Genomic DNA, 26,082 nt, shown 5'->3' with positions numbered 1-26,082 from the left:
AGTTCGGCCATGACCTTACAGACGACAGATACGACAATCGCCGCGGAACCGGGATTTGCGGTTCGCATGGCCCGCATGCTGTGGGCCGACAAGTTCGCCCTCTGTGCCGCCATTTTCCTCATTGTCGTCCTCATCCTGGCGATCGTCGGACCGAGCTGGCTCGGCGATCTCGCGACCAAGCAGAACCTGCGCGGCCGAAATGCAGCACCCTTCGAGTGGGAACGCGGCTGGGTGTGGTGGATGGGAGCGGATGCGCTCGGGCGCCCGTTGCTTGCCCGCATCATCGTGGCAACGCAAAACACGCTCATGGTGGCTGCCGGCGCCGTGGCGATCTCCGCCGTCGTCGGCACGACCCTCGGCCTGATCGCGGGCTTCTCCTCGCCACGCGTCAACCAGATCATCATGCGGCTGGCCGACGTCATCATGTCGTTCCCGTCGCTCCTGATCGCGGTGATCGTGCTTTATGTTCTTGGTTCATCGATCCTGAACCTGATGCTGGTTCTTTCGATCACGCGCATTCCGGTTTACCTGCGCACCACCCGAGCCGAGGTGCTGGAGATCCGCGAACGCATGTTCGTGCAGGCGGCGCGCGTCATGGGCGCATCGAACCGGCGTATCCTGTTCCGGCACATCCTGCCGGTGGTGCTGCCGACGCTGACGACGCTCGCCACGCTCGACTTCGCCTATGTGATGCTGGCCGAAAGCGCGCTCTCCTTCCTCGGCATCGGCATCCAGCCGCCCGAGATCACCTGGGGCCTGATGATTTCCCAAGGGCGGCAGTATCTCACCAATGCCTGGTGGCTTTCCTTCTGGCCGGGCCTGGCAATCATCCTGACGACCATGTCGCTGAACCTGCTTTCGAACTGGATGCGTATCGCGCTCGATCCCGTCCAGCGCTGGCGCCTGGAAATGAAAGGCCGCAAGAATGGCTGACCACCTGCTGGAAGTCCGCAACCTCTCGGTCGAGTTCCACACGGCCATGGGCGTCGTCAAAGCCGTCCGCAACATCTCGTACCATATCGACCGCGGCGAGACGCTAGCGATCCTGGGTGAGAGCGGCTCGGGAAAGTCTGTCTCCTCGTCGGCGATCATGAACCTGATCGACATGCCACCAGGGCGCATCAGCTCGGGCGAGATCCTGCTTGACGGCGTCGATCTGCTGAAGATGCCGGCACACAAGCGACGCGAGGTGAACGGCCGCCGGATTGCGATGATCTTTCAGGATCCGCTCAGCCATCTGAACCCGGTCTATACCGTCGGCTGGCAGATACGCGAGGCGTTGACCACTCATGGTGCCGCGAGTGCGGCGGCGCAGTCGGAAGCTCTGCGTCTGCTCACCCGCGTCGGCATACCCGACCCGGAAAAATCGCTCGACAAATATCCGCACGAATTTTCCGGCGGCCAGCGCCAGCGCGTCATGATCGCCATGGCGCTTGCGCTTCGCCCCGATCTACTGATCGCCGACGAGCCGACGACGGCGCTCGATGTCACCGTACAGGCTGAAGTGCTGGCACTGCTGGAAGAATTGCAGCAGGAAACCGGAATGGCGGTTCTCATTATCACGCATGACCTCGGCGTCGTCGCCGAGATCGCCGATCGGGTCGTGGTGATGGAAAAGGGCGAACTGGTCGAGGCCGGAACGGTCCGCGAGGTCTACAAGAACCCGCAGCACCCCTACACCCGCAAGCTGATCGCCGCCGCACCCGGGAAAGGCAAGATGCATGCGCCAGGCGCACGCGGCGAGCCGGTTCTGTCGGTCCGCGAGGTGCGCAAGCACTACGGCAGTTTCGAGGCGCTGAAAGGCATCTCCTTCGACCTGATGCCCGGTGAGACCATGGCCGTCGTCGGCGAGAGCGGTTCGGGCAAATCCACCCTTGCCCGCATTCTGGTCAGGCTGGACGAACCAGACGGCGGCAGCGCGCTGTGGAAAGGCCGTGACCTTTTCCAGCTGTCGCCGGCGGAACTCTACAAATTGCGGCGCGACCTGCAGATGGTGTTCCAGGACCCCACCCAGTCGCTCAATCCACGCATGACCGTCTACCAGCTGATTTCCGAGGCATGGGTGATCCATCCGGACATCCTGCCGAAGGCAAAATGGCGCGAACGCGTGGCCGAGCTGCTGGTGCAGGTCGGTCTCGGCCCGGAACATATGGGACGATATCCGCATCAGTTTTCCGGCGGTCAGCGTCAACGCATCGCCATTGCCCGGGCGCTTGCCCTCGAGCCGCAACTGATCATCTGCGACGAAGCGGTTTCAGCGCTTGACGTCTCGGTCCAGGCCCAGGTCATTGCCTTGCTCGACCGGCTTCGCAAGGACATGGGCATCGCCTTCATCTTCATCGCTCATGATCTTCCGGTCGTTCGCGACTTTGCCGACCACGTCATGGTGATGCAGAAGGGCCATGTCGTGGAACTGGGCACGGTGCAGGAGGTGTTTGAAACCCCGCGCCAAGACTATACCCGCGCGCTGCTGGCAGCCGGGCTTGATCCCGACCCCGATGTTCAGGCGGCCAATCGCGCCGCCCGGCTCGAATACGCCTCCTGAGGCGTCCCCCAATCCCTGGAGACTGAAATGTCCAAGCAAGCCTTTGTCGCGCTCGTCACCTGCTTCAACGACGATGAGACCATTAACTACGAAGCGACACGCGCGCAGGTGCGCCGCCAGGTCGACGCCGGCAACAACATCATGTGCGCCGGAACCAATGGCGACTTCAGCGCCCTCACCTTCGAAGAGAAGGTCCGCCTGACAGAGGAAGTCACCGATGAGGTCGCCGGTCGCGTCAAGATCATCGTCAATGCCGGCATGCCCGCCACCTTCGAAACGCTGAAGCTTGCGCGTGAGTTCGACCGCATCGGTGTCGACGGAATCGCCGTAATCACGCCCTTCTTCATCGCCTGCACCCAGGACGGCCTGATCCGTCACTTCTCGACCGTTGCCGATGCGGTCGAAACACCCGTCTATCTCTACGATATTCCGGCCCGCACCCAGAACCACATCGAGCCGGAGACCGCGCGCACGCTGTCACGTCACGGCAACATCGCCGGCATCAAGGATTCCGGCGGCGCCAAGGAGACGCTGGAGGCCTATCTGGAAGTGGCTAAGGACGTGGACGGCTTCGAAGTTTACTCCGGCCCAGACCATCTGGTGCTGTGGGCCCTGCACAACGGCGCGGCCGGCTGCATCTCGGGTCTTGGCAACGCCATGCCAAACGTCCTCGCGGGTATCTTGAACGCCTTCAACACCGGCGACATTGCCGAAGCTGAGCGGCAGCAGGCGATTTATTCGGCCTTCCGCACGGATCTCTATGCCCTCGGCTTCGCGCCGGCGATGGTCAAGCGTTCGCTCTATCTGCAGGACGCCTCGGTCGGCGCCAGCCGACAGCCGGCGCTTTTGCCCAACAAGGATCAGGACGCCCAGATCGCGGACATTCTGCGCCGCTACGAGCTCCTGTGACCGGTGCTTGCTCCCGGAAGCGATAGATAGCCGACACGCCGGTCCGAGAGTGGGTCAACCGTCTGATGCCCGTTTGAAACGGGCACCAGACCTGCGGGCAGTTGCGCTTCGCAAGCTTGTGAAACAGAACGCCGAGCCCAACAAGCAGGCAGGAATTCAGCGCAACCGGAACCAGCGGAAACCAGAATCCCGAGCTCGCAACGACGGGGCCTCCAAGCACCGCGGTCAATGCGGCCGAGCGAGGCGGCGCTCAAGCTCGATCTTGCCGCGGCAGCGCATCAGAAGACACGAGATATCCCTTCCAAGCGCGCGCCCTCAAAACGGCCGATCATAGCGAGGATCGATCCTTCATCCGGCAAGAGGCAAGCGGCTGTCGCGAGTGCGTCGGCCATGGCGGCGGAAGGGGCAGAGATCGAGACGGAGCGCCAGTTGGCTGGCGCGGGCATCCCGGTCGCGGGATCGAGAATATGACCGTCTCTTCCGGCCTGATCAAAGGTTGTACCGAGCGGCGCTGACGTGGCCAGTGCGCGCTGGCGCAATGCCAGGCGCTCCCCCGTCTCCAATCGCACCGGCCATTCGCCGCCCCCTGGCCGTCCCCCGAGCGCACGGAGCTCGCCGGTGTCGATCAGGATGTCTGTCAGACCTTCGGCTTCGAGCAACACGGCGACCCGATCTGCGACATAGCCTTGACCGATACCGTTCAGCGTCAGCGCCATGTCCGGGTTCAGGGTGACCGCTGCAGCTTCAAGCCTCACCTTGCCCCAGCCGGTATCGGCCCGCGCACGTTCGACGGCCCTTGCATCAGGCTGCTTCCCATTTGCGGCCGATTCAGCCCAGAGCTTCCAGAGCGGCTGTATCGTCGGATCGAACCGCCCGCCACTCGCCCGATGCACGGCACCGGCCAGTGACAGACATTCCAGCAGCTCGAAGGGTGGGGCATCAAGGTGAGCATCGCGGTTCAGCCGTGAAAGCGCGCTCTGCGGACGATAGAGACTGAGGATATTTTCCAGGCGATCGATCTCTGCCATGACGCGCGTGACGATGGCGTCAGCATCAGGGTGATCAATCCGGATAGAGGCGCGCGCGCCAAGAGCCTGACCTGTCCAGAAGCGGGCTGCCGATTTGGCGTGGGCGACAGCGGGCACAGTTGCCAGGACTGCGGAAATTGCGATCAGGCGGCGTCGGGTCAGCATCATGGGATCAACCTCCGGCTGGATGGGGCAGTGCACGCAGACGGCCGAGATAATCGTCGTCGCCCGCACCCTGTTCCGAGCCGGTCTCCACCGGGGTCAGAACCATGGCGTCGGTAATATCGGCAAGCGCCAGCACCTTGCCGCCCTCAACACGGACGAAAGCCGCCGCCGCATCTCGGTTCGAAAAGGGCACGGCTTCGGGCGCGCCCATGCCACCTCGCCGGGTGGAGCCAACGACGTAGAAGGCCTTGCCGGCGACAATCCAGTTGCCGTCACCGGGCTGCTCCCACGTCGCCCCTGCGGCCCCCATGTCATTGACGTAGATGGCGAGGATCGGCGCAATCTGCTCCGGCCCGCGAGCGTAGGCGATAGCGTCGCGCACCTGGCTGAAGAAAAGCGGCGCCGGGTTTCCTTCAAGAAAGATCTGGGCCTTCGGCCCGGGATGCTCCAGAAGGTTCATCTGGCAGTAATGACCGAGGGTCTCGGGCGTCATGTCCAGGGGCGCAATGCTCTGGGCAACGTCCTCCTTGCAGGCGGCAAGCAGCGCCAGCCCGGCAGCGAGCAGGACGAAGCGAAGTCGGCTCCTCATGGCGTCACCCTCCGGAAGGCTGCGGCAGCTAGCGCAATGGCGGCAAGCGGCCAGAAGAAAAGGGAAGCTGCCGATTGCCAGAGCGGAATCGCGCCCGCAGCCCCACCTAGGCCGCCGGCGGCAGCAACGGCTTGTGCGGCCGAAAGATTGAAGACGCGAAAGGCGTCGGCAGGGTTGGCGAGCAAAGCGACGGGCAATGCCTGTGTGGTGAAGGCCCCACCGCCATCCGTAACGATCAGCGCCAACAGGGCGAGGTCGTAGAGGACCACCGCCACCAGCCATAGGGCGATGGCCAGCCCCGCTGCCCCCGACGGCCGCCGCGCCAGCGCCGATAGCGCATAACCCGTGCCAAGGAATGTCGCGCCGAGCAGGACCGAGGACCAGATCAGCCGCCATAACGCGCCGAACCCGTTGACGGCTTCCGGATCGGACCAGACAGCGACCAAGGCCGCCGTACCGTAACCGAGCGTCACGGCGAGGCCGAGGATTGCGAGATGCGCCAGCAGCTTGCCGAGCAGGATCTGCAGGCGCGAGACGGGATAGGTGAGCAGAAGCGGAAGCGTGCCGCGCTCCACCTCGCCCGCCACCGCGTCGAAACTCATCAGCAATGCCAGCAGCGGAACGAGATAGACCGCAAGCGAAGTGAGCGAGGCGACCGTGACCGAGAGCCGGTCAACGCCGACATCGCCCGTCGGGGCCGAGCCGGCGGCGGCCAGCACCAGAGCGAACAGCACCATCATGCCAGTGGCAATAGTGACCCAACGATTGCGAAAAGCGATGCGGAACTCGCTCGTGGCGGTGGCAAGGATGCGGTTCATTGCCCGTCCCTCCGACTGAAATGGCTGTAGATATCCTCGAGGCTGGGCGGGATCACATCGAGATCGATAACGGCGTTCCCAAGGGCTGCGATACGGGCAAGAAGCGGCAGTTTTTCCGATTGCGAGCAGCAAAGGCGCACGAGACCGTCCGTGCCCGGCGTGCCTTCGGGAAAGGTTGCCGCCAGCCCTGCCGCATGGCCGGGCGCGGCACGAACGGAAAAGGCGACCGGAAGCGCTGCGCGCGCCCGAAGATCGGCAAGCGTACCTTCCGCCACGAGTTCCCCGCCGGAAAGGATGAGGATGCGATCAGTGCGTGCCTCCACCTCGGTCAACACGTGGGAAGAGAGCAGGATGGCGGTTCCCTCTGCGGCCAACCCGTCGAGCAGATCGTAGAAGTCCCGTCGCGACACCGGGTCGAGGCCCGAGGTTGGTTCGTCCAGAACCAGGAGGCGTGGGCGACCGATCAGCGTCTGAGCCAACCCCACACGCTGGCGCATGCCTTTGGAATAGGTGCCGATCCGCCGCCGGGCGGCATGGGCGAGCCCGACCCGTGCAAGAAGCTCTATCGCCTGCCGCGGGTTTTCACCGCGCAGCGCGAGATAGTGGCGAAGCTGCTCCTCACCGGTCAGGGCCGGGTGAAAGGCGGCATTTTCCGGCAGATACGCCACTTGCGTCCGCGCCGCGGGCGAACCGGGCGCTGTGCCGCAGACCGAGACCTCGCCGCTGTCGAAGGGGATGAGACCAAGCACGATCTTCATCATCGTCGATTTGCCTGCGCCGTTATGGCCGAGCAGCGCCGCGCGCCGTCCCGGCTCCAGCGTCAGGGAGACGGACTTCAGCGCTTCCACGGATTGGAAGCGCTTAGTGAGCCTGGAGATTGTCAGCGTCGGTGTCATCGTAATTTCCTTCAGTCCAGCGCCCGGCTGCCTCGGACTCATGGCCCAGGATTTCGAGGGGGACAGGGATGGTCAGGGGGCGCATCAGCGGCGCGCTATCGCGCACGCCTCCAGGCAGCGTGGCGGGGAAGTCCCTCTGGCTCCAGCGTACGATCTGCACGGCGGGCGAGCCGATCAGCAGGCTTGCCGCCGGCTGCGACCAGAGGATCTGGTCCACCAGGTCGTTGGGGCGGTAGAAACTATCCGCAATGCCGTCGCCGTTGAGATCGAAGGCCGGATGGTCGGACCAATAATTGCCGCGGCCATCATGGCTCCATTCCATGTTGCGGGTGCCGACATATTTCACCTGCTCGCGGTTGGCGATGAAGGCGTTGCCCGTCAGCACATTCTTCTCCGAGCCGGCGGTGAAGTGGATGCCGATGCCGCAGTTCTCGAAACGGTTGCCCCAGATCAGGTTCTTGTGGGCGTTGTAGATGAAGAGGCATTTCTTCGTACCGCCACGTACCAGATTGCCCGATACGTCGGCATTGTTGGCATAATTCAGCATCAGCCCGTGCTCACGGTCACCGAGACTGAGATTGTTCAGAATCTTGGCACGGTTGGAGAACATGATGGCGAAGCCCAGATGATTTCCAACCGAGACATTGCCGGAGACCTCGGTGTTGCGGGTGTACATGAAGTGCACGGCGAAGCGCAGGTCGCGCATGATGTTGCCGCGATAAACACTGTCGGCGCTGGCGTTCGAAAAAATGCCGTCGCGACCGTAGCGAATGGTATTGCCTTCCAGCAGCGTGCCCGGGCTGTTCCAGACATAGATGCCGTTGCCCCGCTCGTTCATGCGGGCGCTACGCGTGCCGACGATCTCGTTCGCCGCGATAACGGCATTGCGACCGCCGTGCACGTCGATGCCGTGCATATTGTCGGTGACGAGCAGATTTTCGACGTGGGCGCGGTCGGCGCCTTGGACGATTTTCACACCGGCGTCGAGGTCCTGGTTCACGCGGCCCGAGCCGGTGACTGTGAACCCTGACAAGGTCACGTCCGGCGCGGTGATCGTCACCACGCTGCCCTGCCCGAGCCCATCCACGATTGCCGCGCGGTTACCGACAATCGTGAGGGACCGGTCGATGGTGACGGGGCCAGTATAGGCCCCGTCCGTCAGTGTCAGGACATCGCCGGGCTGAGCTCCGGCGATCGCCGCTGCGAGGCTGCCCGTACCCGGCATGACCGCGCGCTCCGCCGCTGCGAGCGGCGAGGCGATAAGGATGCCGATGAGGAGAACGGACAGACGCATCGATCAGGCGCCCTTCGGTTCCACGAACATGCGTCCGCGCATTTCCATGTGCAGCGCATGGCAGAACCACTGGCAATAGTACCAGTAGACGCCGGGATTGGCCGCGACGAAGGTGACGGAGCTCGTCTGCTGCGGCCCGACCTCCATCGCAACCCCGTGATTGCCCATGGTGAAACCGTGGGTCAGGTCATCGATCTCGTCGAGATTGGTGACGATGACCGTGACCTCGTCGCCTTCCTTCACCGTGAAGCTTGGCTGGCTGAAGCTCGGCGCGACCGAGGTCAGGTAGACGCGAACCTTGTTGCCGTCGCGGATCACGGCCTCCGTCCATTCGTCGATGTCGACGCCATCGGCCTCGGCCTGCTTGCGTGTTTCGGCCCACAACGGGTCCTTCCGATCCCAGACCGAGCGGATGTTCGGCAGGACCGAGGGGGCGACCGCGATGGCGTCATGCGGTTCGGCGAAGTTCGGGCCGTCGTGCACCAGCACCATCTTGTCGCCGGAAATGTCGATCAGCTGATCGTTTTCCGGCTTCAGCGGACCGACATTCAGGAACCGGTCCTTGGAGAATTTGCACAGGCACACCAGCCAGTCGTTGGTGGCGTCCAGCGTCTCGCCCATCACCGTCTTCAGGTGGCCAGGCTGATACTGAACGTCGAGCTTGTCCTTGATCGGATTGATCTTTTCTCCGGCATAGGCGCGGATGGCCTCATCGATGTTCCACTTGACCACCTGGCTGTCGAGGAAGAGTGACGTATAGGCGTTGCCGCGTCCGTCGAAGGCCGTGTGCAACGGACCGAGGCCCAGTTCAGGCTCCGCCACCACCGCGCTGCGCGGCTCGGCATCGTCGTAGAACAGGGCGTCGAACTTCGTCACGTCGAGCACGGTGACGGTGGGCGAGAGCTTGCCGGCAACACACAGATGCTTCTTGTCCGGCGCCATGTTGCAGCCGTGCGGATTGTTGGCAATCGGGATGTAGCGCGTGAAGAGGGACTTGGCCTCCTTGCGCCCGTCCACCACCTTGACGCCGTTGATCTCCTCATACTGCCCGGCCGCAATCGCCTTCTCGATCTCGACGATGTTGAAGACGACGACGTGGTCCATCTCGGACTTGGTCATCTCCTCCAGCGTCATGCCCATTTCGGAGTTGTAGCTGGTCGAGAACGCCCACTTGCCTTCGTAGTCGGCATCGCAATTGTCGAGATTGCCCGAGACCTTCACCTGCCAGGCCACATCCCACTTGTCGGCATCGACAGCGGTGAAGACGTTCACATAGGTCGACACGTCCGTCATCGTGGAGCCGTCATTGACGAGCGGCGCTTCGTCCTCGCCATTGCAGAACACATAGTTCGACCGCGGCCATTTCTGCGGACGCATGCCGTGGATACCTTTGGCGTTGGGGATCTCCAGGATGGCGTCGGTCTTCATCACGTCGCAGCGCACGCGCGCCACGCGCGTGTTGGCCTTGTCGTTCATGAACAGATAGCGGCCGTCATACTTGCCGTCGGTGAAGGACATATGGACGTGGTGCAGGTCGCCGTTGTCGTGGATTTTCTTGCCATTGGCGGCGAGCTGCTTTTTCGTCTTCTCCGACATCGTGCGCTGGTGGATGTGGATCGATTCATTGGTCTGGCCCCAGCCGGTGGCCGAGCAACGGTTGAACACCGGAACCCGCATCAGCTCGCGCATCGAGGGGATGCCGAGAATGCGCATTTCGCCGGTCTGGCCCGAGGACCAGAAGCCGTAATAGTCATCGAGCTTGCCCGGTGCGACCGAGCCGTCGGCACCTGTCGCGGCACGGGCCGGAGTGGCCAGCCCGACAGCTCCGAGGCCCAGTGCGGCGGGGCCCACCGTGCCGGCCAGAATGGCGCTGCCTGCCGTCGCGCTGAAGAGAGCCCGGCGGCTCAGTCCCTTGTTTTCCTTTGATTCCATGATCGGGTTCCTTTTTCGTTTGAACCTTGGCTTCGTTTAAACTTTGGCTGCGGGTTGCGGGGGCGGAGCGCCGCCCGGGCTTGCCGCAAGCTTTGCCCGCGACTTCATCTTCTTGATCACGACGGGGCAGACGCTTTCGGACTGATAGAGGACCTGGCAGTGCAGGCAGTTGATGCACTCGTTCGGATTGATTTCGCCGGTGCGATGGATCGCCTGCACCGGACACTGGATGGCGCAGGTCTGGCAGGGGTTTCCGCATTCGTGGTAGCGCTTGAGCCAGTCGAACATGCGCATACGCGCGGGGATCGCCAGCGCCGCACCCAGCGGGCACAGGTAGCGGCAATAGAACCGCTCGACGAAGAGCCCGGCGACGAGAAGTGCTGCGGCATAGGCCACAAACGGCCAGGCGCGGATGAATTTCAGGATGATCGCAGTCTTGAACGGTTCAATCTCGGCCAGATGTTCAGCCTGCTCGACACTGATCAGCGATGCCCCGAAAAGACCAAGGAAGATCATGTACTTGATCGGCCAGAGCCGTTCGTGCAGGCCCCAGGGAAGCGTCCATTGCGGAATGCGCAGCTTGCGCGCGATCTGGTTGGTCAGCTCCTGCAGGGCGCCGAAGGGGCAGAGCCAGCCGCAATAAGCTCCCCGTCCCCAGAACAGGAGTGCCGCGGCAACGGCAAACCACAGGATGAAGGTGAGCGGGTCCAGCAGGAAAGCCTGCCAGCTGAAGCCGCTGACGAAGCTCCCGAACAGAGCCATCAGGTTGACGACGGAGAGCTGTGCGTTGGCGTACCAGCCGAGGAAAACCAGCGTCACCGTCAGGAAGATGATGCGGAAGATATAAAACGCCCTCGCGTTCCTGACGGCATAGGTCTGGAAGAAGAACACGCCCGTCAGCACAACAAGCATGGCGCCGAGCACCACAATCTTCAGCTTCGAGTCGTCCCATATGCGCTTCCAGAGATCGGCCTGGGCGGCCCCTTCGCCACGATCCGCAACGGCAGCGACTTCCTTTGGCGGCGGCGCGACGGCGCGCAGGTATTTCTGCGGAAGCTGATAGCCCAGGTCGAATGTATGGAACACCTTCTCGATCGGCCCGACCTCACGCTGCGCCAGGAGCTGGATGCGGAAGGGTTTCGTCGGGTCGAAGCCGAGGCCCGCCGGGATGCGGAACAGGTCCATCTCGTTGAATTCCGGCGCACCGGAAAGCGCGATGGCTCCCAGCCGACGATGGTCGCGATCACGAAAACGAACGGAAACATCGTCCTGGATCAGCACGATGCGATCGAAGATGCCGCCGCGCACATAGCCCGAGCCCTTGAAGGAATAGAGGCCGCGCCCCACGAGCGCGATGGCGTGCTCACCCTCGCCGAGCCATGCCTCCAGGTTTTTCTCCTCGGCTGTCCCGAGAAGCGCCCTGGCGATAGGGGGCGCCGAGACCAGCGCTGCCTGCATCTCGATGAACGTGGTTTCCGGCGCTTGCGCAATGGCGCGCTCACGGGCGCGCTCATCGGGATGGCCGGCGAAAGCAGCATTGACCTGCGCCACGTCGAGCGACAGGCGACGCAGCGTGCCGTCACCCTCTGCCTCGGTCCAGTCGGACGGCGCGGCGGCTGCGGGATCGATTTCGAAGCGCGGGCCGGTATTGGCCTTTTCCGGCGCAAGTCCACCGAGGCCGAGCGCTCGCGCGACTTTGAGCCCGGAACGGACGATCGAATCGTCGATGACCATGACCGTCACTGTCGCGCCGGAGATAATATCGACCTCATGGGTCGTGCCACCGGATTTTGCCTCGGCGACGAGATCGAGGCCGGCGTAACCGGCGACGAGCGCTTTTACCTTGGCATCCGGAATGCCGATGAGGACGATGGGCTCCGAGTGTTTCACCAGCCGGACGCCGACGATCTTCGCGTCCTTGTCCACCGCCACGAGGGTGTGGATCGGCTTGCCGGAGTAGCCGGTCGTCCCGACGAAATCCGAGGTCATGAAGACCCAAGCCACCGTCTGGCCGCCCTTCAGCACCGGGGCCACCGCGAGATCGTCGCGCACAGCGCCGAAGCCATCCGCCCCCGGCACAATGTCCGAGGCCGTTGCGGCCGGTAAAAACTCCTGCAGCACCGTTGCCGCGCTGGCGGATACGGCGCCGCACAGGCTGACGCAGAGCAGAAGGACAAGACGGACGAATTTCATTCCAGGGCGTTTCCCGCAAATCGTTGCAGGACCAATGGAACGTTGGTGAAGGATGGTCGTTGATCTGGCTCAAACAACCGCTGCTTGTCAGGCCGAAGTTGGAGACCGAAGCAAAATTCATTGCGCGCACCGCGCTTCAGGACGACCAGAGGAAGATTTTCCTCGCTTCGCCGGTAACTGCACGAGAAGAGATGAACTCGAAGGCGGGATGTGGAGCTTGTCTCCTAACCGCCCACGATACTGTGACTGCAAGCGGATGGCCGGCTGCACGGTTGGCTATGGAGATTGGCCGCCGCCATGCCCGAGAGGGTCATTGACGGCGTCGCCTTCGCACGATGCAGGCGTCTCCAGGCATTGGGTTGATTAACGAATTTGGACAGAGACTTAGGCGTTGCCAGTGAAGAAACAGAAAAACTGCCGGGTAGTTCGGTTGGGAAGCCTCTCCCAACCGAACTGCCGTCGGTGAACCGGGCTACTGGGCCGCTTCGACGCCTGGAAAACGAGGAAACAGAACCTCGTTTTCCAGATGCATATGCGTGACAAGATCGTCGCAGAACTTTTCAACGCCGATGTAGAGAGCTGTCCAGGACCGACATGCGTCGCCCGGAAGCGCAAAGCCATGCGTCAAATGCTCGATCACGGCGAGACTTCTACTTTCGATTGTATGCTCGTCCCGCATGCCTGCGATCAAATGCCCGATATCCGGATCCGGCTCATGCCGCATCATGGGAAACAGAGCGAGCTCTTCTCGCGCCATGTGGGGAAGGAGGTGATCCTTCAGTTCGGCGAGCGCCTCTGCAAGGCCGAGCGGCGCCGAGCGATGCGAACCGTGAACGTGTTCTACCTTTTGGGCGAGCGGGATCAACCACTCCAAATCGTTGCGGTGCGTCTGGTGATAGCGCTCCAGGATATGAGCGATAAGCTCACTGGTCTCAGCCGGCGCTTCGCGCCTTGCCGCGAGCTCGAGCGCCTGGAGACGCGCGAGCAAGTGAACCGCATCGACCCCGGCATCTGTCGCCGCCTCGGCAAGCGACGCCTCGCCGCCGCAGCAAAAGTTGATACCGTGCTGCCTGAGCAGTTCGGCAGCCCCCGGAAGCTCGCATGCAAACGCTCCGACGGAAGTATCCAGGTTATAGTCAGTCAATGTGTTCTCCCTGCTGTCTCAAGCGGTGATCAACCGCGAGCGAAGTTAAGACGGGACAAGATCATGACCCGCTGATCAGTTGGGAAACTGAGCCGTTTTGACTGATCGTTCTTTGTTGAAACGCAACTTCTATCAGGAGAGATCGCAACCGCTGACGATCTGAACAGCCGAAGGATCCTAGCCGGCGTTGCCGTGGCGGCGGCGCCAGTTGGCCAGGCGCTCTCGATCAAACGAGAAGACTTCGTCGATCACCGTACCGTCGGCAGACACCGTCGCCGTCCAGAGGCGACCGCCGCACCGCAGCGTCAGCCTGAATGTTCCCAGGTGCTCCCCCTGACCGATCTCAACCTGGCTCCTGACTTCGCCACGGTTGAGGCGGCTCCGCAGCTCCGTCGGCGGCAGACGCAGCGCCGATGACATCGTTGCCGCCGGCACAGAAAAATCGCCACCGGCATCGCGGTCGACGCGCAGAATTCGCCGGCTTGTCAATGTCAGCATTGGACAGCTCTTTCCGATAACGCATTTTCGTTCGCGAAGGGTCCGGTCCAGTGGAGGCGGTCACGCGATGTCTCGAGGCGGACGGCAAGAAGATCGAACAAGGAACCGTCACCGACGCCGGCGGCTGGCATGCTCGCCAGCAGTTCGGCGACCTCGACCGTGCAATCGCACAATGTCGGATCTTTTACTTCCATATCGATCATCACGCTGATCCTCCGCTGTGCTCGATCGTCCAGCAGATGGACGTTCGTCGGGGTACCTGTCCGTTCCTTGTTAGGCTCGCAGCGACACGCCCTCGTTGCGCTGACGCAAGCTTTCGATGTTCACCACGTCTCACCTCGGTGTCGCCGCTACGACAGCATGCCGCATGTCCGCCGATTTACAGCGTCGTTCTCGAGGCCTATGGAATGCACCATCAGAAGACATTGATGGAAACATCATGGGTGCGACGCTGCTTCCAACCAGCATATCCGAAGACCTGATCACGGCAATTGTTCACGACTTCTACGACCGTATCCGTCGCGACTCCGTGCTTGGACCTATCTTCAACGCGCGCATCGGCGAACACTGGGATTTGCATCTTTCAACGCTCGTCGACTTCTGGTCGTCCATCGCCCTGAAAACGGGCCGCTATGGCGGCAAGCCTCACGTCGTGCACCAAGGCCTCGACGTTACACCCGAACACTTCGAGCACTGGCTCAAAATGTTCGAGGCAACCGTTTCCCAACATTGCGCCGGTGAGGCGGCAGACTTCTTTCTCGACCGTGCAAGGCGGATCGCCGAGAGTCTGCAGATCGGTCTCAACATCGGACCGAACGCACTCAAGCTGCCCACGAGGCACCTGTAGATTGGACATTTTCAACGACGTTTCCGCCAGCTTACCGGCAGGCGCCGTCCGCCAGGCCCGGCCGAACCAGGAATGGAACAAAGCCCTGCAGCCATATGGCGAAGGCGGCCGACCACAGAATGGCGCTTGCCGCATGATGGGCGCCGTAGAATTCCGGTACAAAGCCGAACTCCGGCAGAACCCTCAGGACGGCCGACGCGGCCACAAGCCCAATTGAGACATAGGCTTGCCACGGCAAGGCGACGAGATCCCGGCCAGTATGGCGCAGCCCTGCGACGATGAAGACTGCGATGACGGCAAGCCCGAGCGTGCCGACGCCGAGCAGGTGCAATCCCGCAAGGGCGGGCACATCCGCACCCAGGCGCGCAGCGCCCAGCGCAAGAAACCCCAGGCCCCCGAACATATTGGCCACTGCAAGCGTCAGCACCTCTGGCTTGAGCACGGCGCGACCGATGAACCACTCGGCCAGCCGATCGAAAAAGGCCGCTCCCGCTGCCAAGGCGATCCAGCCCGGCACGAGGGAGTGGGGAAGAAGCAATGACAAAACGATGTAGGCCGACACCATGGCGCTTGCCGCATGCCGGCGACCCGGATGCGGACGGTAGGGCGAGCTTGCCCCCGTCGGGTCCAGGGCGAGGTTGATGACGACGACGCTGATGCGCGCGGCCGAAAGGGAAAAGAACACCACGAAAATGGACAGCGCAGCATCGATAAACCGCGCAGAAAGCTCGTACTCGCCCAGAAACCACGCGACACGGATACCCGCCTCGGCAAACACGAATGCGCTGAGCCAGAACACAAACGACAGATGATTGGTGGTTCTGCGGGCGATCATCGGCCTGATGATCACGACCAGAAGCGCGCAGTAGAACACCATGTCCGTCAGTCCGGCAAACAGACTTAGAGCATCCCATCCGACAACACCGACGATACGTCCAGGCAGCCAGAGTAGCGCAAACATGACAAGGGCGCGGGACCTTGTCGGGTTCGTATCCGTCCATTCCGGCACCGCCGATGCGAGGAAGCCCGCCAAAGCCATGCCGTAGGTTCCAAAAAGCATCTCGTGCGCGTGCCATTGCGACGAAGGAATGCTGGTTGCAAACGGCAGGTCGTAGGCGTCGACGATGACCCATAGCACTGGCCATAACGCGCCGTGCGCGGCCGCAAGCGGGAAGAAAAGGCGCAATGCCTCTTTCAATACAGGCGCCGTCTTCATGTCGATCTTTCCTCGGCAGAAAAAAGCTCGGCGAAGTCCCGATCCTGTGTCCATTGGGTCAGGCGATGGAAGATTTCGAGATCGGAGCGCTCGCCCGGCCGGCCCTCGATGGTCTTGTGCGTGAGAACGGATCCATCCCTGGCCGACAACACGAGCAGGCGATCGCAGATGCGCAATGCTTCTGCGAGGTCGTGGGTGACGAAAAGAGCGCCGAAACCCTGCTGGCGCGCAGCCGTCATGATCTGGTCCTGAAGAAGTCGCCTCAGCCCGACATCGACCGCGCTGAACGGCTCGTCGAGAAACATCATGTCGGGAGAGACCGCGAGCGCCCGGGCAACACCGGCCCGCTGGCGCATGCCGCCAGAAAGCTCCGAGGGATACTTGCCGAAATCCGTCTCGCGAAGCCCAACACCGAGCGCACATTCGCCTGCTCGTTTGCGTCGCTCGGACAAACGCACGCCATCAGCGGCCAGCCCGTAAGCGATGTTGTCGAGCAAGGTCAGCCAGGGCAGCAAGCGCGGTTCCTGGAACACGACCGCATGCCGCCGATAGGTCCGCACGACCCTTCCCTTCGCCGGCTCGACGATGCCGGCGGCAATCTGGAGAAGCGTGGTCTTGCCACATCCCGAGGGGCCAAGCAGGCCTACGATCTCTCCGCCGTCGATCGACAGATCGAAATTCTCAAACACCGTGCGTCCGAGAAATGCATGTCCGACGCGGCTCATCGTCAGCTTCATCGCTTCACCCCCCAGGGCAAACCGGCGGCGCGCCACCGCTCCAGTGCTTCGCGCAGCAGATGCAGGAAGCCATAGTCCGTCAGAAGTGCGAGCACCACGGTGATCGCCAGCCAGGCCGTGACCTGTGGAATGTCGAAGAGCGCGCGAGCCTCCGCCAGCGCGCCTCCAATCCCGCCGGAGTTCGACAACAGCTCGGCCATGACAGTCACCTTCCAGGCACTGCCGGCGGTCGTTGTCCAGGCGGGAAACAGATAGGAAAGGACATGCGGCCCCGTAACCGTGCGCAGCTGGTAGAAGCGAGACGCACCAAACGCCTTAGCCATGACCTCCAGCTGGCGGTCACGCTTGGCCACGCCCTCAAGCGCGCCGGCAAAGGAGACCGGCAGCGAGGCGATGAGCACGGTCATGACGGCGGTGCCACCGGATGAGCCGAACCAGATCAGCGCCAGCACGATCCACCCGATCGGCGGAACCCCGAGCATGACGGTAACAACGGGCTTCAGCAGTCGCATCGCCGCGAAGGAGTAACCGGCGGCAAGACCGAGAGCGGTTCCGAAAACCGCCGCCAGTGCGAAGCCTGTCAGCGCGCGCCCGGCACTCTGCGCGATAATGGATGGAGACAGCGGATCCTCTGCAATCCGCATGATCGCCGAAACCGTTTCCAATGGAGACGGGAGAATGAAAGAGCCATAGATCTCGTGACCGGCCTGCCACGCGGCGAGAAAACAGCAGATCCCGGCAGCGCCGGCCCAGGCGGACCAGAGGTACCGTCCAAGCCAGCTCCCGGCCGCAAGGCAGTTTGTGCGCAGGGTCACAGCAGATAGAAACCGTCGTCTGGCAGCCTTCCGCCGATGATCGCGGGGTTGGTCTGCGCAAGAATTTCGTAGAAATGCTCCAGATCCGGTCGCGCCGCGCGTGCGCGGGAAGCAACCAGATGGCTTGTCGGAAAGGACGCAGCGATGATCTCGGGCGGGAAGCCCAGGGCTTCCGAAGCGCTGGCGGTGGCCGTCAGCGGATCGGCAAGCACTTGTTCAAGCGCCTTTTCCAGGGCCAATTGAAGCCCTTCCACCCCTGACGGACCGATCCGGTCGCACATCTCACGTGTCAATGCCAGGCCTGCCTGAGGAATGGCTGGCTTTCCCGAAAACTTCGCCCATTCCTGTTGGACGTCGATAACCCGGTGCACATCCATGAACAGGGATTTGGCCTTCAGGATCACCCCGGTCGCCGCCGGTTCGCTGAGCAGCGCTGCATCCACCCGGCCGGTCAGGAGCAGTTGAACGGCCTCGGGCGGTGTCGCCGCATATTCCAGATGGATCGCCGATGGCTCCATCCCCGCCTCCTGAACGAGCCGGCCGATGACGAGATCCGGCATGTCATTTCGAAACGGAAGCGCGAGAGACTTGCCTCTCAAGCTTTCGAGCGTCGTCAGCGTCTCGTCCTTGGAGACGATATAGAGCAGGCCATTGCTGAGAATGTTGAGCAGGCCTATGTCCAAGCCGCGGTTGCGCAGGTTTGCGGCGCCGTAGCTCGGCATCACCACGGCACCCATGTTGCCCGACGCCACTGCGGCACGCATTTCATCAGGCGATTTCCACGCCTTAAAGACGGCACCCGGCATGACATCGGCAAGCAGGCCTGTTTTGATCGCATGCGCCAGCACCGCACTTGGCGCAGCCGGTGGGCCGTAAATCGTCAGCACCTCGCGGGCGCGCACGATCGACGGCGCACCGAGGCCCGAAAGCGCCATGACGGACAGGCCGGCCAATGTCTTGCGGCGGGTAAGAACAACCATCGGTGTTTTCCTTGTGCTAGAAGCGCGCCTTGAGACCGGCGTAAAAGCCGCGACCATCGCCTGGCAAGTAGACCGCCTGGTTGGCGCTCGCCTGATCGACGATCAGGGTTGACGACGCGTAGGTCTTGTCGAAGAGGTTGGTGATTTCGCCGTAGAACGAGAAGACGTCATTGAAGCGGTACTCAGTCCTAAGGTCGACGACCGCATAGGGATCGGCATAGACGGTGTTCATGTTGTCGACGGGCGTTTTCGACGGGACCCATTGCAGTGCTGCGATCAGATCCCAGTCTTCGTTCGCCGCGTATTGAAGGCTTGCATGCACGACCTGGCGAGGTGCGCCCGCAAGCCTGTTGTCGCCCCGCAGCGGATCATCATCAAAGCGGAAGTCCTGGTAGGTATAGGCAAGACGCGCGCTCCATTTGTCGGTGATCGGCCGGGAAAGCCCGAATTCCACACCGAAATGGGTGGTCCTATCAGCGTTGAACGCCGCGAGCAGCGAGCCGCTTTCATCGCGCAGGCTCAGCAATTCATCATGCACCCAGGAGTAATAGGTCACAGCGTCGAAGGACCATGCCCCCTGCTGGCCGCGCCACCCGGCCTCCAGGGTGGTGGCCGTCTGAGCATCCAGGTCAGGCGTCGAGAAACCGCTGGGCGACGCGTTGGGCGTGCCGCCGGTCGTGCCCAGAAGATCGTCATGCGTCGGCGGCTCGAAGCTGCGGCTGAGTGCCGCGAACAACATCTGATCTTCGTTCGGCCGCCAGCTTACCGCCAGCGCCGGGCTCCAGCCGCCATAATCCCGCCCGTAGCTCGTGTCCGCCGCCGGAACGGTGGAATTCACCGCTCCACCGGGACCGAACGCGAGCCTTGGACGCGACGCCGCGGACCATTGATCGTCATTGTCCCTCGTGGCGTAGGTGTAGGACAGCGACGGAGAAAGCGTTACAGCGTCTGACAGCGGTATGTTGAAGCCGCCGGTCAGCGATAGCGTCGAGGCATCCAGGTCGTTCGTGCCAAAGAGCGCGCCCGCCGTGCCGTTGCGGTTGATCGCATAGGTCCGATCGGATGATCCAACCACATATTGCGCGGTGGCCTCGAACAGAGGTAGCGCTGCAATCTCGTCCGGCTGATAGGCATAACGGAGCTGCGCCGTCAGATCCCCACCATCCGTTCTGCGCACACCGCTCGAGATCGGAAAGCGAAACATATCCCTGGTGTAGGTATATCCGAGCCCGATATCGAACAGGTGTTCTTCGAGCGCGATCGAGGTGCGCGAACCGATGAGAAACTGGCTGGCTTCGCGTCGCGGCCGGTCGCGCAAGACATTCGGCCCTATGCTTGACGGCGGGCCGGAAGAAACCTGCCGCGGATCCGCATTGAGCGCCTCGCGGTTCAGTGGCCCCGCGACGTCGAAGGATAGGTCGGTGTAGCCAGCGAAGAGCCGCGTCGAAACGGTATCGGAAAGCTCCAACTCAACCGCGCCGCCTAAGGAGGCACGCTGCGAGCCGTTATAAACGCGGAACCCGTCACGGCGGCTGATATCGGCATAAATACCTGCGGCGAAGCGCTCGCCATCGAAACCTGTTCGCGCCGATGCGTCCGCACGCCCGAAACTTCCACCACCGGTGGCAAGCACGGTTTCGTCATCGATGGGCGAAACAAAATTCATCGCGCCGCCGAGCACGCTCGCGCCGAGGCGATTGGCAAGGTAGCCGCGATAGACCTCGATCAGGCTGGCTTCGCCAGGATTTGCAAGACCAACGATGTAAGATCCGTCGGCGCGATTGATCGCAAGTCCGTCCTTGAGCACGAGAATGCCGCGTTCGACCGGGTTCTGCTGAAGCCCCGAACCCCGGATCTGGATGCGCGGCTGATCATTGCCGCCAAAAAACCGCTGGACCACCACGCCGGGCACGGCCTCCAGCGCCTGGGCAACGGTCGGTATTGCAGGCGCGGGCGTCGCGTCAACGTCGACGGACGCCACGCCCCCAGGCAGAGCCTGCAGTCGACGCGCCGTTTCATCGGCCGTATTCGCCCACCTGCTGCCAGTCACGGTTATGGTTTGCAACGTCGTTGTGGCGCCTGGCGTCGCCGATTGTGCCAACGCGAGGTTAGACACACCCGTCGCCAACGCACCGCCCATCACTAAAGCTTGCCAGCCAACCCTTTGCATGCCCCTGTCCTTTCAACCCCTGATGTTGAAAGGGATATCGGCGATCACCCGATGACCGACTTTGCGCCAGCGCAAACAATGCCGATAAGATGACTAAAACTTGAAGGTTTTATCGGCGCCATCCGTGTTCGGTTCCAAAGTCTCCGATCCGTCCTCGATACGGCGATGGGACGCCGATGGAGTTGGCATGACCGTGGATTTCGCCGTGCATGCTGGCGCGGTTGCGGCACGGCTTTGCGAAAGCCTGCCGGGACGATTCAAACGAGATCGCTCGCGTCTTCCGGGTCATGCCGGTCCGTCAACAGCTGGTTGGCAACGATAATTTCCGACGAACTTTGACCTGGCGCAAATCAGAACGGAAAGGATGGCTTAACATCCAATCGAACAAGGGATCGAATCGGGGAGTTGCGCCTTGAAACGGATTGGCGGCATTTGGGCGATGTCCCTGCGCATCCTGTGCGTTCTGACGCTGATCTCGATCGGTCTCATCCACAATGCGCCGCCGCGCGCCGACCTGCCTTCACAGGCCACGGCCGAAGCAAGCTATATGCTGCCCGACGGCTCAATGCCGGATCAATGCCTGGGCACCGGTGAGGATCACAAGTCCAAACCTGCAACCGGATGCGAAACATGCCGGTTGGCCGCAAACACATTGCTTCCCGACCCAGCCGACACGATCGGCGCGCCGGTTTCGTTCCGGGAAGCCACTCCCCCATTCATCACCACCTGCCAGACGCTCCGGCAGCGGTCGCTGGCGTATGGCGTTTCCGCCCGAGGGCCCCCGACGCTAACGGCCACGTGATCAGCCGAGGCGCTTCGTCGTCGCTGCGATGGATCAATACCAGAGCGGTTTGCTTGCAAAACGCCCCCTGACCATGTCGAGAGCCGGCACCACGACCCAGGTCGATGCGACAACGCATCGACATGCACGATCCTGCCCGTCAAGCCAACGGCAGAGTGGGCGGTCGCTCTCAGTTCCCCACCAATCAGTTGAAAAACAAAGGCAGGCGCACGACGACACGTATTCCGTGCTCGGTGCCGCCGCAAGGAAACCACATGCGCAATACACTCAAAACCACCGCCCTCCTCGCCACTGCCGCACTCGCACTTGCCGGCCAGAGCCACGCAGAAATCAGGGTTGTCGATGTCAAGGGACGGGAGGTCATCCTGGACGCACCGGCAAAGCGGGTGATCCTCAACTTCTACTACGAGGATTTCATTGCAGTCGTCGGTCCCGGCGCGATGGACAAGGTCGCAGCTCTATCGCTGTCGACCTGGAAAGACTGGCGTCCCAACCAGTTCGAAGCCTACGCAAAGGCGATCCCCGCACTGCCCACGATCCCCGACATTGGCGACACGGAAAACGGCACCTTCTCGGTTGAAAAGGTGATCGCAACGAGGCCCGACCTCGTGATCCTCTCGGCGTGGGCCTTTGATTCTCTGGGGGCCTCGGTCGACCAGATCACCTCGGCGGGCATACCGGTTGTCACGCTCGACTACAATTCGCAGACGGTCGAGAAGCACGTCCAGTCTACCCTTGTCCTCGGCCGGGTGATGGGCAGCGAAGAGCGGGCGGAAAAGCTTGCAAAGCAGTACGAAGACGCGATGCACGACATCAAGCGGCGAATTGAATCGGCTCCGCCGAGCAACAAGAAGGTCTATGTCGAACTTGCCCAGAAGGGTGCGCAGGACGTCGGCAACAGCTATGGCAAGACGATGTGGGGCGCGCTCGTTGACGAGCTCGGCGGTATCAATATCGCAAAGGACCAGGTTGAGAATTGGGGCCCGCTGAGCCCGGAATATGTGCTCACCCAGAAGCCCGACCTGGTGCTCCTGGCCGGATCCGAATGGGCGAACAAGCCCTTGTCCGTCTCAGTCGGGTTCGGCGCCTCCGAGGAACTGGTCCGCGACCGGATGAAGGCCTATGTCGAACGTCCCGGCTGGAGCACGCTGCCGGCTGTCCAGAACGGCGGCGTCCATGCCATCTATCATGGCGGTTCGCGTACCCTGTCCGACTTTGTCTACGCGGAGTACATTGCAAAACAGCTTTATCCCGACGCCTTCAAAGACGTCGATCCTGTCGCAGACATCCGGCGCTACTACGACACCTGGATGCCGATCAAGGCAGACGGCGTGTTCGTCCTTCCCTACGAAGCGAGCGTCAAATGACCGGCGCTGTCTTTGAGACGGCACATGTGGTCGCCGACTACCGGCGGGCCACGGCGAGGCGGCTCGGCGCCATTGGCGTCGGGCTGGCAGCCCTCTTGATCCTGGTCCTGGTGGATTTTCTGACCGGGCCGTCCGGCATGTCGCTGTTCGACGTGTGGTCCGCCCTTCTGGCCGGCCCGAAGGGCGACGACGTTGCGGCCGCGACCATCCTCTGGCAGCTACGCATGCCTCAAACCCTGATGGGCGCGCTTGTCGGGGCCTGCCTTGGGATCGCGGGACTGCAGATGCAGACGATCCTGGACAATCCGCTGGCAAGCCCGTTTACCCTCGGCTTCTCCGCCGCCGCGGGCTTTGGGGCGGCGCTTGCCATCATGTTCGGCGGCCTCGTTCCGCTTCCGGGTTTCGTCGTTGTCCCGGCGACGGCCTTTGCCATGACCCTCCTTGCCTGCGCGCTCGTCTATTTCGTGGCGCAACTCAGGGGAGCCACATCAGAAATCCTCGTTCTGGCGGGGATAGCAGTCCTGTTCCTGTTTCAGTCGATGCAATCGCTGCTGCAATTCCTGGCCTCGCCGGAAGTGCTCCAGCAGATCGTGTTCTGGCTGTTTGGCAGCCTGCTGAAGGCGAACTGGACCTCGGTCGCGGTCACCGCAGCGATCCTTGCGGCCTGCCTGCCTTTTGTCGCGCGGGATTGCTGGAGGCTGACAGTGCTTCGCCTCGGCGAGGCCAACGCCTCCAGCCTCGGCCTTTCGGTGAGCGCGTTGCGCAAGCGCAGCTTCGTCCTGGTCGCGCTATTGACCGCGGCCGCCGTGTCTTTCGTCGGCACGATCGGCTTCGTCGGCCTTATCGCCCCGCATGTTGCCCGCACCGCAGTGGGCGAAGATCATCGCTTTGCATTTCCTTTTGCCGCAATTGCAGGCGCGATCATCCTGATTGGCGCTTCGGTCTTCGGCAAACTGCTCTCGCCAGCTTCGGTCATCCCGGTCGGCATCATCACTGCCGTTGCCGGCATCCCCATGTTGTTCCTCGTTATCGTTCGTCGGGGAGGAAGTGAAATATCATGAAGGAAGAACTCATCCTCGATGGTGTCTCCGTCAGGCGCGGACGCATGACGATCGTCGATTCGCTCTCCTTGTCCCTTACCGCAAACCAGATCGTCGCCCTTGCCGGTCCCAACGGCGCCGGAAAGTCCACGCTTCTGGGCGCCATCGCCGGAAGGCTCGCCCATTCGGGATCGGTGCGGTGGGGCGCGGGGCCACTGAACGCCCGGAGCGTCGGCTTCATGCCGCAACACTGCTGCACCAAGGCGGATCTCTCGGTGTTGCAAACGCTTCTGCTCGGATGCCACGAGCAGCTCGGCTTTCGCGTCGGACAAGGCGAGCTTCAGCAGGCCAGCGAGATGCTCCACGAGTTCGGCCTCGAGGCGCTCGCACGCCGTCAGGTCGGAACCCTGTCGGGCGGCCAGCAGCAACTCGTGTTGCTCGCTCAGAGGTTGATGCGGCGCCCGAAGCTCCTCATCCTCGACGAGTCGACCTGCGCGCTCGACATCCGCCATCAGCTCACTGTCCTCGACATTCTCAGGAAGTATGTGGCGCGGACCGGTGCGCTGGTTCTCATGGCAATCCACGACCTGAACCTTGCGGCAAGGGCAGCGGACATTCTCCTGCTTTTACGGGCAGGGCGGCTGATGGCATGGGGAACTGCCGCCGAAGTGCTCACCGCCGAAAACGTCGCCGCCATCTACGATGTCGAGGCGAGAGTGCTCGTAACCGATGACGGACCCTGTGTGCTTCCCATCGGGCCGCGCCACCCCGTGAAGCCTCCATCGCCCTTTCCACATGAGCAACGCGTCGTCGGGAACATTCATCTGCAGCATCGGGTTGCAAGAGCGCACACCCGTCATATGCCGCTTGAGGCCGTAAACCAGGGTCAGTCCACTTAACAGGCAGCTCGGCTCGACCTGGATGGCGAAACACATTCGAACGGCGCCAGCTTCAATTCAGGTTGGTCGAGCTAAGTAGCGTTTCAGGGGGCGGTTGTGCTATCGGACGATAGTTTTCGCCGCCACTCGAACAATTGACCTGCGAGAAACGTGAAATGAGCGAGATACAGAACAAAGCGGTAGCCCTTCTGACCCAGAACGAGGGCGATCTCTTTTCGCAACCGCCCCATGCCCGTGGCACACTCTTCTTGAGGCGAGCACTCGAACTCTATTTCGCACTTGGCGGCGACGAGACGACCGCAACCGATCTAATAGAGGAAGGCATGCAAACCCCACGCTTGCGGGTCGAAGCGGCTGTTGCAAATGTGATGATGGAAGTCGCCGCCGTCAGCCACCTGAATGACATCGACATGGTCCAGGCGGCCTACAATCGGCTGGATGCCGAACTGAGGGCACCCGGCCTACTCAGGTAAGCAAGCGCCACGGTCGAAGTCTTTCTGGAAATTTTGCGGCTGTTCCCGCGCCGCCTTGGCCGCGCCGGTGGCTGGGAAAAGGCGAACGTCATCATTGAGAAGGCAGCCCGGATCTCCGGTTCGGTGACGTCACCAAATGTGAAGCGCGGGGTGCAATCCAAGAACGGCGGCGAGGAGGATTAAATTCAGGCGCTGACCGAGCGCGGCGCTTTAAAGTTTTCTGGATCGTCTATCGCCGCACCAAAGGCACGACCGTGGCGGTCGCCGATACCCGCCGGAGCCATCCGTCAATAGATTCCCTCTAGAAAAGTCGAGCATTACACCTTATCATTGCGCTTAATCTAAGCAGTCTTTAGTATGCGACTCCAGAACAGGACGACCTCTTTCACGCGACGCAGTCGGCTTTTCCGTTGAACACGCGGCGCTGCGATGTAGTAGAGAGCGGACACCAAGATTAATTCCTTTCATTCCACTCGCGTATACTTCTGATAATGGGGATACTCCATGGCAGGATATGGTACAAACTTCAACCTGATGAAGATGAAGCTCATTGGCTTCGCCAGTATCATTATTGGCTTCCTGGTCGTGGCGTCCGGCTACCGCTATGGCTCCTTTGGGTTCGGATTGGCAGGCGTGATCTTGCTGCTCATCGGGATCGTTTTCATCATCGGTCACGTCCTGCGCCGGAATGAACGGCGGTAGCGTTGTTGCCGCCATGCGCTCTG

Annotated in this window: 24 protein-coding genes and 1 pseudogene; 10 read left to right on the top strand and 15 right to left on the bottom strand. The window is 62.2% G+C overall.

All coding sequences use genetic code 11. The annotated features are described in order from the left end of the window. Positions 1-9 precede the first annotated feature (9 nt). The 3 genes from AC1Q80_RS27045 to AC1Q80_RS27035 are packed head-to-tail and all read left to right on the top strand — an operon-like array spanning position 10 to position 3,454. Positions 10-933 carry an ABC transporter permease gene (locus AC1Q80_RS27045; protein ID WP_173422402.1) on the top strand — a complete coding sequence of 308 codons (924 nt, stop codon included), beginning with the start codon at positions 10-12 and terminating at the stop codon, positions 931-933. After that, complete coding sequence (locus AC1Q80_RS27040) at positions 926-2,545, top strand: dipeptide ABC transporter ATP-binding protein (protein ID WP_492362426.1); 1,620 nt, start codon at positions 926-928, stop codon at positions 2,543-2,545. Before AC1Q80_RS27045 ends, AC1Q80_RS27040 begins: the two co-directional genes overlap by 8 nt. 27 nt (positions 2,546-2,572) lie before the next feature. Further along, positions 2,573-3,454, top strand: coding sequence for a dihydrodipicolinate synthase family protein (locus tag AC1Q80_RS27035; protein ID WP_492362425.1), 882 nt, complete (start codon positions 2,573-2,575; stop codon positions 3,452-3,454). A gap of 26 nt (positions 3,455-3,480) precedes the next feature. Here AC1Q80_RS27035 and AC1Q80_RS27030 read toward each other — a convergent pair. From AC1Q80_RS27030 to AC1Q80_RS26985, 10 genes and pseudogenes are all read right to left on the bottom strand, one after another. Beyond that, positions 3,481-3,701: pseudogene (locus tag AC1Q80_RS27030) on the bottom strand (HPP family protein); the annotation flags it as partial. A 31-nt stretch (positions 3,702-3,732) separates the two neighbouring features. Then, positions 3,733-4,650, bottom strand: a complete 918-nt coding sequence (locus AC1Q80_RS27025) for an FAD:protein FMN transferase (RefSeq protein WP_173422405.1) — start codon at positions 4,648-4,650, stop codon at positions 3,733-3,735. Positions 4,651-4,654: 4 nt separating this feature from the next. Beyond that, positions 4,655-5,236 carry a nitrous oxide reductase accessory protein NosL gene (locus AC1Q80_RS27020; RefSeq protein ID WP_173422406.1) on the bottom strand — a complete coding sequence of 194 codons (582 nt, stop codon included), beginning with the start codon at positions 5,234-5,236 and terminating at the stop codon, positions 4,655-4,657. Continuing rightward, complete coding sequence (locus AC1Q80_RS27015; protein WP_492362424.1) at positions 5,233-6,054, bottom strand: ABC transporter permease; 822 nt, start codon at positions 6,052-6,054, stop codon at positions 5,233-5,235. The genes AC1Q80_RS27020 and AC1Q80_RS27015 overlap by 4 nt, the downstream gene beginning before the upstream one ends. Continuing rightward, a complete protein-coding gene (locus AC1Q80_RS27010; protein ID WP_209792680.1) occupies positions 6,051-6,950 on the bottom strand; it encodes an ABC transporter ATP-binding protein in 900 nt (299 codons plus the stop codon). Before AC1Q80_RS27010 ends, AC1Q80_RS27015 begins: the two co-directional genes overlap by 4 nt. Continuing rightward, positions 6,916-8,244, bottom strand: a complete 1,329-nt coding sequence (locus AC1Q80_RS27005) for a nitrous oxide reductase family maturation protein NosD (RefSeq protein WP_492362423.1) — start codon at positions 8,242-8,244, stop codon at positions 6,916-6,918. Before AC1Q80_RS27005 ends, AC1Q80_RS27010 begins: the two co-directional genes overlap by 35 nt. 3 nt (positions 8,245-8,247) lie before the next feature. Beyond that, positions 8,248-10,176, bottom strand: a complete 1,929-nt coding sequence (nosZ, locus tag AC1Q80_RS27000; RefSeq protein WP_492362422.1) for a TAT-dependent nitrous-oxide reductase — start codon at positions 10,174-10,176, stop codon at positions 8,248-8,250. Between the two features lie 36 nt (positions 10,177-10,212). Beyond that, complete coding sequence (locus AC1Q80_RS26995; protein WP_492362421.1) at positions 10,213-12,369, bottom strand: 4Fe-4S binding protein; 2,157 nt, start codon at positions 12,367-12,369, stop codon at positions 10,213-10,215. Positions 12,370-12,841: 472 nt separating this feature from the next. After that, positions 12,842-13,513: an iron-sulfur cluster repair di-iron protein gene (ric, locus tag AC1Q80_RS26990; protein WP_209792683.1), complete on the bottom strand. Its 672-nt coding sequence runs from the start codon at positions 13,511-13,513 to the stop codon at positions 12,842-12,844. 177 nt (positions 13,514-13,690) lie between these two features. Next, positions 13,691-14,011: a DUF6522 family protein gene (locus tag AC1Q80_RS26985; RefSeq protein WP_209792685.1), complete on the bottom strand. Its 321-nt coding sequence runs from the start codon at positions 14,009-14,011 to the stop codon at positions 13,691-13,693. A gap of 439 nt (positions 14,012-14,450) precedes the next feature. Here AC1Q80_RS26985 and AC1Q80_RS26980 point away from each other — a divergent pair, with 439 nt between their 5' ends. Beyond that, complete coding sequence (locus AC1Q80_RS26980; protein ID WP_173422415.1) at positions 14,451-14,858, top strand: group III truncated hemoglobin; 408 nt, start codon at positions 14,451-14,453, stop codon at positions 14,856-14,858. A gap of 31 nt (positions 14,859-14,889) precedes the next feature. On the opposite strand, the gene AC1Q80_RS26975 is transcribed toward AC1Q80_RS26980, so the two are convergent. From AC1Q80_RS26975 to AC1Q80_RS26955, 5 genes are all read right to left on the bottom strand, one after another. Continuing rightward, positions 14,890-16,074, bottom strand: coding sequence for an NnrS family protein (locus AC1Q80_RS26975; RefSeq protein WP_492362420.1), 1,185 nt, complete (start codon positions 16,072-16,074; stop codon positions 14,890-14,892). Further along, positions 16,071-16,811, bottom strand: a complete 741-nt coding sequence (locus tag AC1Q80_RS26970) for an ABC transporter ATP-binding protein (protein WP_173422417.1) — start codon at positions 16,809-16,811, stop codon at positions 16,071-16,073. Before AC1Q80_RS26970 ends, AC1Q80_RS26975 begins: the two co-directional genes overlap by 4 nt. Beyond that, entirely contained in the window at positions 16,808-17,455 is a 648-nt protein-coding gene (locus AC1Q80_RS26965; protein WP_234942050.1) for an ABC transporter permease, read from the bottom strand. Before AC1Q80_RS26965 ends, AC1Q80_RS26970 begins: the two co-directional genes overlap by 4 nt. A 167-nt stretch (positions 17,456-17,622) precedes the next feature. Further along, the gene (locus tag AC1Q80_RS26960; protein WP_492362419.1) at positions 17,623-18,606 is read right to left on the bottom strand and encodes an ABC transporter substrate-binding protein; all 984 of its coding nucleotides are present in this window, start codon (positions 18,604-18,606) and stop codon (positions 17,623-17,625) included. A gap of 16 nt (positions 18,607-18,622) precedes the next feature. Further along, entirely contained in the window at positions 18,623-20,746 is a 2,124-nt protein-coding gene (locus AC1Q80_RS26955; protein ID WP_492362485.1) for a TonB-dependent receptor family protein, read from the bottom strand. Positions 20,747-21,215: 469 nt separating this feature from the next. Here AC1Q80_RS26955 and AC1Q80_RS26950 point away from each other — a divergent pair, with 469 nt between their 5' ends. The 6 genes from AC1Q80_RS26950 to AC1Q80_RS26925 all read left to right on the top strand — a co-directional run bounded on the left by AC1Q80_RS26950 (position 21,216) and on the right by AC1Q80_RS26925 (position 26,059). Continuing rightward, entirely contained in the window at positions 21,216-21,578 is a 363-nt protein-coding gene (locus AC1Q80_RS26950) for a hypothetical protein (RefSeq protein WP_492362418.1), read from the top strand. Between the two features lie 254 nt (positions 21,579-21,832). After that, positions 21,833-22,945 (top strand): ABC transporter substrate-binding protein, encoded by a 1,113-nt coding sequence (locus AC1Q80_RS26945; RefSeq protein ID WP_492362417.1) that lies wholly within the window; start codon positions 21,833-21,835, stop codon positions 22,943-22,945. Continuing rightward, a complete protein-coding gene (locus tag AC1Q80_RS26940; RefSeq protein WP_492362416.1) occupies positions 22,942-24,006 on the top strand; it encodes a FecCD family ABC transporter permease in 1,065 nt (354 codons plus the stop codon). The genes AC1Q80_RS26945 and AC1Q80_RS26940 overlap by 4 nt, the downstream gene beginning before the upstream one ends. After that, the gene (locus AC1Q80_RS26935) at positions 24,003-24,884 is read left to right on the top strand and encodes an ABC transporter ATP-binding protein (RefSeq protein WP_492362415.1); all 882 of its coding nucleotides are present in this window, start codon (positions 24,003-24,005) and stop codon (positions 24,882-24,884) included. The genes AC1Q80_RS26940 and AC1Q80_RS26935 overlap by 4 nt, the downstream gene beginning before the upstream one ends. A gap of 155 nt (positions 24,885-25,039) precedes the next feature. Beyond that, positions 25,040-25,357, top strand: coding sequence for a hypothetical protein (locus AC1Q80_RS26930; RefSeq protein WP_492362414.1), 318 nt, complete (start codon positions 25,040-25,042; stop codon positions 25,355-25,357). Positions 25,358-25,861: 504 nt separating this feature from the next. Then, positions 25,862-26,059, top strand: a complete 198-nt coding sequence (locus AC1Q80_RS26925; protein ID WP_173422425.1) for a hypothetical protein — start codon at positions 25,862-25,864, stop codon at positions 26,057-26,059. Positions 26,060-26,082 lie beyond the last annotated feature (23 nt).

This window comes from Ensifer sp. GW823-FHT05D09 (assembly GCF_058795755.1).
The sequence above is the reverse complement of the archived record's forward strand: the minus strand, read 5'-3'. Positions and strand labels throughout refer to the sequence as shown.

Excerpts from the sequence above, each read along its gene's own strand:
- AC1Q80_RS26955 (WP_492362485.1), bottom strand. The coding sequence starts at position 20,746 with ATGGGCGGTGCGTTGGCGACGGGTGTGTCTAACCTCGCGTTGGCACAA.
- AC1Q80_RS26960 (WP_492362419.1), bottom strand. The coding sequence starts at position 18,606 with ATGGTTGTTCTTACCCGCCGCAAGACATTGGCCGGCCTGTCCGTCATG.
- AC1Q80_RS27010 (WP_209792680.1), bottom strand. The coding sequence starts at position 6,950 with ATGACACCGACGCTGACAATCTCCAGGCTCACTAAGCGCTTCCAATCC.
- AC1Q80_RS26985 (WP_209792685.1), bottom strand. The coding sequence starts at position 14,011 with ATGCTGACATTGACAAGCCGGCGAATTCTGCGCGTCGACCGCGATGCC.
- AC1Q80_RS26950 (WP_492362418.1), top strand. The coding sequence starts at position 21,216 with ATGTCCCTGCGCATCCTGTGCGTTCTGACGCTGATCTCGATCGGTCTC.
- AC1Q80_RS26935 (WP_492362415.1), top strand. The coding sequence starts at position 24,003 with ATGAAGGAAGAACTCATCCTCGATGGTGTCTCCGTCAGGCGCGGACGC.
- AC1Q80_RS26940 (WP_492362416.1), top strand. The coding sequence starts at position 22,942 with ATGACCGGCGCTGTCTTTGAGACGGCACATGTGGTCGCCGACTACCGG.
- AC1Q80_RS26970 (WP_173422417.1), bottom strand. The coding sequence starts at position 16,811 with ATGAAGCTGACGATGAGCCGCGTCGGACATGCATTTCTCGGACGCACG.
- AC1Q80_RS27015 (WP_492362424.1), bottom strand. The coding sequence starts at position 6,054 with ATGAACCGCATCCTTGCCACCGCCACGAGCGAGTTCCGCATCGCTTTT.
- AC1Q80_RS26930 (WP_492362414.1), top strand. The coding sequence starts at position 25,040 with ATGAGCGAGATACAGAACAAAGCGGTAGCCCTTCTGACCCAGAACGAG.
- AC1Q80_RS27020 (WP_173422406.1), bottom strand. The coding sequence starts at position 5,236 with ATGAGGAGCCGACTTCGCTTCGTCCTGCTCGCTGCCGGGCTGGCGCTG.
- AC1Q80_RS26975 (WP_492362420.1), bottom strand. The coding sequence starts at position 16,074 with ATGAAGACGGCGCCTGTATTGAAAGAGGCATTGCGCCTTTTCTTCCCG.
- AC1Q80_RS27025 (WP_173422405.1), bottom strand. The coding sequence starts at position 4,650 with ATGATGCTGACCCGACGCCGCCTGATCGCAATTTCCGCAGTCCTGGCA.
- AC1Q80_RS27045 (WP_173422402.1), top strand. The coding sequence starts at position 10 with ATGACCTTACAGACGACAGATACGACAATCGCCGCGGAACCGGGATTT.
- AC1Q80_RS26945 (WP_492362417.1), top strand. The coding sequence starts at position 21,833 with ATGCGCAATACACTCAAAACCACCGCCCTCCTCGCCACTGCCGCACTC.
- AC1Q80_RS27035 (WP_492362425.1), top strand. The coding sequence starts at position 2,573 with ATGTCCAAGCAAGCCTTTGTCGCGCTCGTCACCTGCTTCAACGACGAT.
- AC1Q80_RS27005 (WP_492362423.1), bottom strand. The coding sequence starts at position 8,244 with ATGCGTCTGTCCGTTCTCCTCATCGGCATCCTTATCGCCTCGCCGCTC.
- nosZ (WP_492362422.1), bottom strand. The coding sequence starts at position 10,176 with ATGGAATCAAAGGAAAACAAGGGACTGAGCCGCCGGGCTCTCTTCAGC.
- AC1Q80_RS26980 (WP_173422415.1), top strand. The coding sequence starts at position 14,451 with ATGGGTGCGACGCTGCTTCCAACCAGCATATCCGAAGACCTGATCACG.
- AC1Q80_RS26925 (WP_173422425.1), top strand. The coding sequence starts at position 25,862 with ATGGCAGGATATGGTACAAACTTCAACCTGATGAAGATGAAGCTCATT.
- AC1Q80_RS26965 (WP_234942050.1), bottom strand. The coding sequence starts at position 17,455 with ATGCGGATTGCAGAGGATCCGCTGTCTCCATCCATTATCGCGCAGAGT.
- AC1Q80_RS27040 (WP_492362426.1), top strand. The coding sequence starts at position 926 with ATGGCTGACCACCTGCTGGAAGTCCGCAACCTCTCGGTCGAGTTCCAC.
- AC1Q80_RS26995 (WP_492362421.1), bottom strand. The coding sequence starts at position 12,369 with ATGAAATTCGTCCGTCTTGTCCTTCTGCTCTGCGTCAGCCTGTGCGGC.